8 protein-coding genes and 1 pseudogene are annotated in these 8,064 nt (G+C 75.4%); all 9 read right to left on the bottom strand.

The features are described 5' to 3' along the window. The coding region (locus amrb99_RS36320) for a DUF6114 domain-containing protein (RefSeq protein ID WP_241756247.1) at positions 1-420 on the bottom strand (420 nt) is incomplete at its 3' end. 4 nt (positions 421-424) lie between these two features. Further along, the gene (locus tag amrb99_RS36315; RefSeq protein ID WP_190864895.1) at positions 425-1,036 is read right to left on the bottom strand and encodes a DUF6230 family protein; all 612 of its coding nucleotides are present in this window, start codon (positions 1,034-1,036) and stop codon (positions 425-427) included. A 354-nt stretch (positions 1,037-1,390) separates the two neighbouring features. Continuing rightward, positions 1,391-2,011, bottom strand: coding sequence for a response regulator (locus amrb99_RS36310; RefSeq protein ID WP_190864893.1), 621 nt, complete (start codon positions 2,009-2,011; stop codon positions 1,391-1,393). A gap of 141 nt (positions 2,012-2,152) precedes the next feature. Further along, complete coding sequence (locus amrb99_RS36305; RefSeq protein ID WP_190864891.1) at positions 2,153-2,818, bottom strand: response regulator transcription factor; 666 nt, start codon at positions 2,816-2,818, stop codon at positions 2,153-2,155. Next, a complete protein-coding gene (locus tag amrb99_RS36300) occupies positions 2,815-4,173 on the bottom strand; it encodes a sensor histidine kinase (RefSeq protein WP_190864889.1) in 1,359 nt (452 codons plus the stop codon). Before amrb99_RS36300 ends, amrb99_RS36305 begins: the two co-directional genes overlap by 4 nt. A gap of 109 nt (positions 4,174-4,282) precedes the next feature. Next, positions 4,283-4,711: a hypothetical protein gene (locus amrb99_RS36295; RefSeq protein ID WP_190864887.1), complete on the bottom strand. Its 429-nt coding sequence runs from the start codon at positions 4,709-4,711 to the stop codon at positions 4,283-4,285. Between the two features lie 265 nt (positions 4,712-4,976). After that, positions 4,977-5,675 (bottom strand): hypothetical protein, encoded by a 699-nt coding sequence (locus tag amrb99_RS36290; protein WP_190864885.1) that lies wholly within the window; start codon positions 5,673-5,675, stop codon positions 4,977-4,979. After that, positions 5,675-6,817: an alpha/beta hydrolase-fold protein gene (locus tag amrb99_RS36285; protein WP_190864883.1), complete on the bottom strand. Its 1,143-nt coding sequence runs from the start codon at positions 6,815-6,817 to the stop codon at positions 5,675-5,677. The genes amrb99_RS36290 and amrb99_RS36285 overlap by 1 nt, the downstream gene beginning before the upstream one ends. Positions 6,818-7,061: 244 nt before the next feature. After that, positions 7,062-7,544 (bottom strand): annotated as a pseudogene (locus amrb99_RS51760) (cytochrome P450); the annotation flags it as partial. Between the last annotated feature and the right edge of the window lie 520 nt (positions 7,545-8,064).

Here is an 8,064-nt window from a genome sequence, read left to right as displayed (position 1 = left end):
CCCGCCGGCGCGGGGTCGCGCGGGGGCCTCGGGGCCGCCCGGCCCGCCCGGACCGTCCGGTCCGCGGGTCCGCGCGGGCGCCCAGGCGAAGCCGAGCGCCCCGCCCAGCAGGCCGAGCAGCATCCCGACGAGGAACCCGCCGAAGTTGGAGGTGAGGAACGACGCCAGCGACAGCAGCACGGCGAGGATGCCGAAGAAGCCGCGCTGCGCGGGCTGGAACCACATCAGCGCGCCGGCGGCGATCAGCAGCGCGCCGATCAGCCAGCTCGCCACGCCGGCGATGCCCTGGTGCACGACCAGCGGCATCGGTGCGAGGGGGATCGCGATGAGCTCCGCGCCGCCGAGGACGGCGAACGCGCCGCCCCAGAAGGGGCGCGTGCGCCGCCAGCGGCGGAACCCGTGGGGTGTCGTGTCCGTCATGGCCTCAGAAGCATTCCTTGCCGAGCTTCATGCTGAGGCCGCTCAGCTTGAAGGTGCCGGCGGTGGTCGCCCACGCGACCTGCTTGACGCCGGTGAGCTTGAGGGAGTCGGCCTGCTGGCCGAACATCCCGGCCGCGCCCTTCGCCCCGTTCGGGCCCTTGTCGAGCGTGCTGGCGTCCCGGCCGATCTCGATGTTGGAGAACTCGGCGTCGGCGTTCAGCTGCTCGACGTCCAGCACGAGGTCGGACGCCTGGACCGGGGTGCCCTTGTCGCCCGCGGTGAGCCGCAGCGTGAACGGCCCGACCTTGACCGACTGGCACATGTTGGTGATCGTCGCGTTCTTGATCCCGGAGACCTGCACCGGGTGCTTCGTGCCGTCCTTGCTCGCGTCGACGTCGCCGTACTGGACGAAGCCCGTGCCGGTGAGGGAGTCGGCGCTGACCTTGAAGCTGCTGCCGGAGACGGCGAACGAGGAGGCGATGGCGCCCTGCGCGGTCATGAAGACCAGGGCGCCCGCGCCGACCGCGGCGGGGGCGGCGATGGCGGCGAAACGCTTCCAGCGGACGCGGCCGAGGCCGGCGTCGGCGGCGTCGGTGGGGCCGGCGGGGTCGGTCATAGGGGGACTCCTGGGGGTCGGGGGTACGGGCGGGAGGCGCCCGGTGATGCGGGTCACGTGCGTGACGGTGAGTGCAAGTTACCCTCAAGTACTTACTTGCGGCAAACCCGTACAGAGAACTCAAAGGTAAAGAATCCGGGCAGGTGACCTGCGGGAATGATCACGGCCGCCGCTCGCCTCCCGGTTCGGGACAAGCCGTAATCCACTACTGTAAGTAGTCACTGACGGATGTCCGAAACCCCGGCAGGCCAGGGGTTCGCGGAGCCTCGGGCGAGGGGCGGCCCCGGTGGGGGGACGCGCCGGGCCGGCCCTCAGTGAGGAACGCGCCGGGACGCCGGTGAGGGACGCGCGGGGTCAGCTCCCGGCGGAGAAGGCGTCGAGGGCGAGCCGCAGATCGGCGACGCTCGCGTCGAGGTCGTCGGCGGGCTCCCCGGACCGCATCCGGGCCAGCGCGTCCTCGACGCGGGAGACCCGCTCGTCCAGCGCCTCCAGCAGCCCGCCGCAGCCGCCCTCCGGCGCCTCGTCCGTCCCGGCGCCGTGCTCGGCGAGGGTGCGGCGCAGCAGCGCCGCCTGCCGCCGCAGCTCCAGGTTGCTGCGGTGCAGGTCGAGGAAGACCGACACCTTGGCGCGCAGCAGCCACGGGTCGAACGGCTTGGTCAGGAAGTCGACCGCGCCCGCCGCGTAGCCGCGGTACGCCTGCTCGCTCTCGCCGCCCGCCGCGGTCAGGAAGATGATCGGGATGTCCCGGGTGCGCGGCCGGGACTTGATGTGCTGGGCGGTCTCGAAACCGTCCATCCCCGGCATCACCACGTCCAGCAGGATCAGCGCGAAGTCGTCGCCCAGCAGCTCCTTGAGGGCCGCCTGCCCGGACGAGGCGGGCACCACCTCGACCGGCAGCGCGTCGAGCACCGCCGCCAGGGCGGTGAGGTTCTCCTCACGGTCGTCGACGGCGAGGATCCTCGTGTCGTGCGGCACCGGACTCCTTCTTCGGTGACGGCCTGTGCGTTCCACCTTGTCATGTCACCACGGACGCGAACAGTGAATCGCGACAGAGTGCGAATTTCCAGGGCAGGGGCCCGTGCCGGGGGACACCGGGCGCGCCCGCCCGTCCCCTTTCTAGGGCAGCCAGCCCGGCTTGACCAGTCCCGACTCATAGGCGAACACCACGAGCTGCGCCCGGTCCCGCGCGCCGAGCTTCACCATCGTGCGGCTGACGTGCGTCTTCGCCGTCGCCGGGCTCACCACCAGGCGGGCCGCGATCTCCTCGTTCGACAGGCCCTCGCCGACCAGCGCCATCACCTCGCGCTCCCGGTCGGTGAGCGCGTTCAGCCGCGGCGACGGCGCCGGCTCCTTCGCCCGCGCCGCGAACTCGGCGATCAGCCGCCGGGTCACGCCCGGCGACAGCAGCGCGTCCCCGGCCGCGACCGCCCGCACCGCGTGGATCAGCTCGACCGGCTCGGTGTCCTTGACCAGGAACCCGCTGGCGCCGCCGCGCAGCGCCTCGAAGACGTACTCGTCCAGCTCGAACGTGGTCAAGATCACGATCTTGACGTCGCCGAGCCGGTCGTCGGAGGCGATCCGGCGGGTCGCGGCGAGGCCGTCCAGGCCCGGCATCCGGATGTCCATCAGGATCACGTCCGGGCGCAGCCGGCGCGCCTGCGCGACGGCCTCCTCGCCGTCGCTCGCCTCGCCGGCCACCTCGATGTCGTCCTGGGCGTCCAGCAGCGCCCGGAACCCCGCCCGGACCAGCACCTGGTCGTCGGCGAGCAGCACCTTGATCATCGACCGCCCCTCTCCGCGGGAGTCCCCTCACCGGCGCCGGTGGCGCCGTCGCCGTCCGCCGCGTCCTCCGGCTCGCCGGTGAGCGGCAGCGCCGCCCGGACGGCGAACCCGCCGCCCGCCCGCGGCCCGGCGTCGAACGTCCCGCCGAGCGCGGCGGCCCGCTCCCGCATGCCGCGGATGCCGCTGCCGCCCGGATGGTCGTCCAGCAAGGAGACGCCCCGCCCGTCGTCCTCGACCCGCACCTCGATCTCCCGCTCACGGTAGGCGATGCGGACCCGCACCGTCACCGGGCCCGGACCGGCGTGCCGGGTCACGTTCGTCAGCGACTCCTGGACGATCCGGAACGCGGCGAGGTCGGCCCCCGCGGGCAGCGGGCGGCGCTCCCCGGTGATCTCGGCGTCCACCGCGAGCCCGGCGGAGCGGGCGCGGGCGAGCAGATCGTCCAGCCGGCCGAGCCCGGCGGTGGGGGAGCGCGGCGCGGTCTCGCCCTGCGCCCGCAGCGCCCCGATCACCGACCGCATCTCGGTCAGCGCCTCCTTGCTCGCCTCCTTGATCGCGGCGAGCGCGGTGCGGGCCTGCTCGGGGTCGCCGTCCATCAGGTGCAGCGCCACCCCCGCCTGCACATTGATCATCGAGATGTTGTGCGCGAGCACGTCGTGCAGCTCGCGCGCCATCCGCAGCCGCTCCTCGCTGGCCTGCCGGCGCTCCTCCTCGGCCCGCGTGCGGGCCCGCTCGGCGGCCCGCTGCCCGGTCATCCGGACGAGCTCGGCGGTGACCAGCACCGCGAGCGACCAGCCGACGACCACGCTGACGCCGCCGACGCTCGGCTCCTCCACCGGGAACGCGCGGCCGGTCGTGCCGCGCTCCACGAACGGCACCCCGATCAGCGCGGTGATCCCGAAGTACGCCGCCACCGAGACCGCCGTCCCGGCCCAGGTGACGAGCCGGTGCCCGGCGACGATCGCGCCGAGCATCGCGACGCCGACGGCCGCGAACGCCGGGCCGTAGGGATAGGCGCGCAGGAAGTACAGGCCGGTGAGCAGGCCGGTCGCCGCGAGCGTGGGCACCGGGTACCGGCGGCGCAGCAGCAGCAGCGCCGGGCCCGCGAGGACGATCGCGAACCCGAGCGCGTCCAGGTGCGTGGTGCCGTAGCCGGGCGAGCCGTCACCCCAGCCGTGCCCGTGCCCCCAGCCGTCCCCGCTGTTCGGCGTCCGGTTCCGGGACGCGCCGTGCTGCGCCGCCATCGTCCCGAAGAACTCGACGGCCAGCACGAGCAGCGGGACGACCCACACGGGCCACGTGGACGGCCGCGGCCAGTGCGCCCGGACCGCCTCCTGCGGCGGCGAAGTGCTCATTCCTGCACGTTAGGTCATCGGCGCGCGGCGGCACGTCGGCCGGGAGGAGGCAGCGGGCCTACTCCTCGGGAGGTAGGGGACCGGCCCGGGGAGGACGGCGGCGTACCGGTCATTCGGCTCTGAGATGGGCGCTGAGCCACTCCAGCACGGCCGGCAGGTGGTCGCGCCACTGCTTCAGCGTCGCCGGGTCACCGGGCACGAGGACCTTGTCGGCGTGCATCGGCGGCCTCGCCAGCGCCGCGAACTGCCCGGCCGCCTGGGCGTCGGGCCCGGTCGCCCGGGCGGCGGCCAGCACCGAGACGGGCGGCGGCGGGAGGTGCTGGAGCCGCCACGTCAGGTCCTGGTCGAGCCGGTAGGGCCCGCTGCCACCGTAGGGGTCGTCCGGCTCCGGCGCGGCCTTCGTCCCGCCGCGCGGCGCCTTCCCCGCCCCGGCCTTGAGCTTGACGACCGTCCGGGCGTCCGTGCCGGAGCCGTCGGCGGGCGGCCCGAACCGGCCGTTCAGCGACGCGGCGGAGGTGAACCGGTCGGAGTGCAGCATCGCGAGCCGCGTGGCGCACTGCCCGCCCGTCCCGACCCCCGCGACGCCCCAGCCCGCGCGCGCCTCCGGCAGCCGGTAGGTGCCGGCCAGCGCGAGCGGCAGGTCCTGGGCGAGGAAGGTCTCGGCCTGCCCGCCCGGGACGCCCGGGAGGTCCAGGCACCCGGCCGGGCGGACGGGGCGCGATGCCGCCTCCGGCGCCCCGCCGACGGGTCCGTGCGACCTGTCCGGCGCACCCGGCCCGGACGGCCCCTGCGGCCCGCCCGGCTCATCCGGGCCCGCCCGGCTTGCCGGGACCGCCGTGCACGGGGCTCGCGGACGGCGTCCGGACGGGCGCGAACCGGCGCACCGCCCCGACCGCCGCGTAGATCACCGGCTGGGCGCGGCCCGCCCGGATCGCCGCGACGGCCGCGTCGGGCAGCCTCGCCTGCCGCAGCCACGCCGTCCCGGTGTCGGACCCGGTCCCGTCGTCGGAGACGGCGATGACGACCGGCAGCCGCCGGTTCGCGTACCGGGGCTGGAAGTACTCCGGCGGGAGGTAGACGTACGCCTGCGCGCCGAGGCCGCTGCGCGCGCCCTCGACGTCCAGCCGGTCGACCCGCCCGTCCTCGGCGGGGTCGCGCTGGTGCCCGCGCCGCTTCGGCCCGAGCTCCGTCGCCTCCCGGTGCACCAGCCCGGCCGGCGCCGCCTCGGCGCCGCGGCTCGGCTGCACCTGCTTCACCGTCGCGCTCGTGGTGGTGCCGCCGAGCAGGTCGTCCCACGTCGCGTAGAACACGAAGTACCGGTTGACCAGCAGCACGACCGCGGCGGTCAGCAGCGCCTGCGAGCCCAGCAGCAGCCCCGTCCGGGCCGCCACCGGGCGGACGCCGCGACCGGCGAACCGCGGCCAGAGCACCACCGCGGCGACGACGCACGCCGCGGCGGGCGCGCACACAAGGACGAGGAACGCCGCACTGACCGGCTGCATCATTCCCCCTTGAGGTGCGCGCTCAGCCACGCGATCGACGGCGGGATGTACTTGCGGAAGGTCTTGAAGTTGTGGCCGCCGGTCGGCAGCAGCAGCTTGTCCACGACCAGCGGCGGCCGCGCCGCCCTCATGAACCGCTGCGCCGACGGGTACGTCTTCTCGCCGACGTCCGCGGACGCCACCAGCACCGACACCGGCGGCTGCGGCAGGTTCCGCAGCCGCCAGACCAGGTCGCTGCTCCGCCGGATCTGCTTGCTGCCGCCGTAGAGCTCGCGGGTGGTGCGGTCGAGCAGCGCGTCGAAGTGCCCGGCCATGCTCGCGGCGGCGGAGAACCGGTCGGAGTGCAGCAGCAGGAGCTTGGCGGCGCAGAACCCGCCGGTCGAGTATCCGGCGAGGCCCCAGCCGGTGCGGGTGCGCGCCGTCCGGTACGCGCCGGAGACCGCCTCGGGGACGTCCTGCGCGAAGAACGTCTCGACCTGGGGGCCGCCGGGCACGTCGGCGCACTCGGTGTCCCAGCCCTCCTCCACGGTCGGCCGCATCATCACGTAGATCATCGGCTGGATCCGGCCGGCGGCGAGGGCCTTCGCGGCGTCCTCGGGGATGTGCCCCTTGTCGATCCACACCATCCGGTCGGCGGCGGGGTAGCCGGCGATGAGCAGCACGACGGGGAAGCGGCGCGCCGCGTAGGCGGGCTGGAAGTACTGCGGCGGGAGGTAGACGTACGCCTCGGCGGAGATCCCGGTGCGGATCCCCCGGATGTCGAGGTGCTCGACCTGGCCGTCGCGCGCGGCCACGTGCCCGCCCTTGCCGCCCGGGTCGAGGTCGGTCCGCACCTTCCGGATCGCCTGGCTCGCGGCCACCGCCCCGGCGCCGCCGGGCGGCGGGTGCTGCGCCTGCGTCGCCTTCCCGCCCGCCGCGCTCAGCAGGTCGCGCCACGAGCCGTAGAAGAGGTAGTAGGTGTTCACCGACGCCAGCAGCGTCAGCAGGACGGCGACCTGGCACCCGGCCAGCAGCGCCGCCCGGCTCGCGACGGCGCGGACGCCGCCCCCCGCGGCGCGCGGCCACAGCCACACGGTGCCCGCCAGGCACGCCGCCGTGAGCAGCGACAGCACGGCGAGCAGCCCCGAACCCGTCAGTCCCACAACCAGCCCCCTCCGGTGCCGCGCCCGGGATGCGGGCGCGCAACGGGCGACTCTGCCGGGATACGGCGGAGTCCCGATCGAAGTTCAGCGAACGGCCCCTCGCCGGTGGACCGTTCCGGTGCGGCCGCCGGCGCGGCGCGGAACCGCTGGTCGGCGGTCCGGGGCCGGTTCGGGGGACGCTGAGGAGGCGGCGGTAGGACGCCGCGATCCGGTGAGGTGGCGCACAGTGCGCTCGGGCCCGCCCTCAGCCGTTCCAGCGGATCGGCAGCCGCTCGAAACCGTGACGGGCACTGGACCGCGACATTACCGGTTCCCCCGCCGGTTGCGCGAGCGCCGGCCGCTCCAGCAGCGCGACCAGGAACGCCCGCAGGTGCGCCCGGGCCAGGCGCGCGCCCAGGCAGGCGCGCCGGCCGGTGCCGAAGCACAGGTGCGGCCGCCCGCCCTCCGCGAACCGGTCGGGCACGAACCGGCCGGGGTCGGGGAAGACGTCCTCGTCGTGGTTGGCCGACACCAGCCACAGCGCCACCCGCTCGCCGGGCAGGAGCGGCACCCCGCCGACCTCCGTCGCGCGCCGGACCCGCCGCCGCACCTGGAGCACCGGCGTCCACCAGCGCAGCATCTCCTCGACGGCGCTGTCGATCAGCCGCTCGTCGGCGCGGTCCGCGCGGAGCCGGGCGTACTGGTCCGGATGGCGCAGCAGGGCGTGCAGACCGCCCGCGAGGGTGTTGCGCAGCGTCTCCGGCAGGTCGTGCGCGACCTGGCGGACGAAGTCCACCGCGTCGCCGGGCGGGATCCGGTCCAGCATCGCGGCCATGGGCGGGTCCATGTCGATCGGCGCGCGGCCCGGCTCGTCGTCGGGGATCGCGTCGGGATCGGGACGCCCCGCCGGCCGGCCACCGCGCCCGCTCATGCCGCCGGGTCGTCCGGTGCCGTCGGGCGGTTCCGTCCGGGGGCCGTGCAGGACGCCGTCGTCCTCCGGCGGGAACAGCTGCGGGCGCGTGAGGGCGTGCTGGACGTCGGCGTACCGCAGCACCGCCCAGGCGCCCGGCCGCTCCGCCGCGCCCGCGTCCTGCCAGACGACCGGCGTCCGCGAGCGCAGCCGGTCGAGCCGGTCGTGCGGGACGCCGCGCGCGAAGGCGTCCGCGCAGCCGAGGACCGCCGCGTCCGAGACGGGCAGCGCGCCTCCCCGTCGAGGCATGGGAACCCCTCCCTCCCAGGTGGACGCTAACGCGTCCCGGCCGAACCCC

The organism is Actinomadura sp. RB99, from assembly GCF_014706005.1.
In the GTDB taxonomy this organism is placed as follows: domain Bacteria; phylum Actinomycetota; class Actinomycetes; order Streptosporangiales; family Streptosporangiaceae; genus Spirillospora.
The sequence above is the reverse complement of the archived record's forward strand: the minus strand, read 5'-3'. Positions and strand labels throughout refer to the sequence as shown.

Excerpts from the sequence above, each read along its gene's own strand:
- amrb99_RS36315 (WP_190864895.1), bottom strand. The coding sequence starts at position 1,036 with ATGACCGACCCCGCCGGCCCCACCGACGCCGCCGACGCCGGCCTCGGC.
- amrb99_RS36305 (WP_190864891.1), bottom strand. The coding sequence starts at position 2,818 with ATGATCAAGGTGCTGCTCGCCGACGACCAGGTGCTGGTCCGGGCGGGG.
- amrb99_RS36300 (WP_190864889.1), bottom strand. The coding sequence starts at position 4,173 with ATGAGCACTTCGCCGCCGCAGGAGGCGGTCCGGGCGCACTGGCCGCGG.
- amrb99_RS36295 (WP_190864887.1), bottom strand. The coding sequence starts at position 4,711 with ATGCTGCACTCCGACCGGTTCACCTCCGCCGCGTCGCTGAACGGCCGG.
- amrb99_RS36290 (WP_190864885.1), bottom strand. The coding sequence starts at position 5,675 with ATGCAGCCGGTCAGTGCGGCGTTCCTCGTCCTTGTGTGCGCGCCCGCC.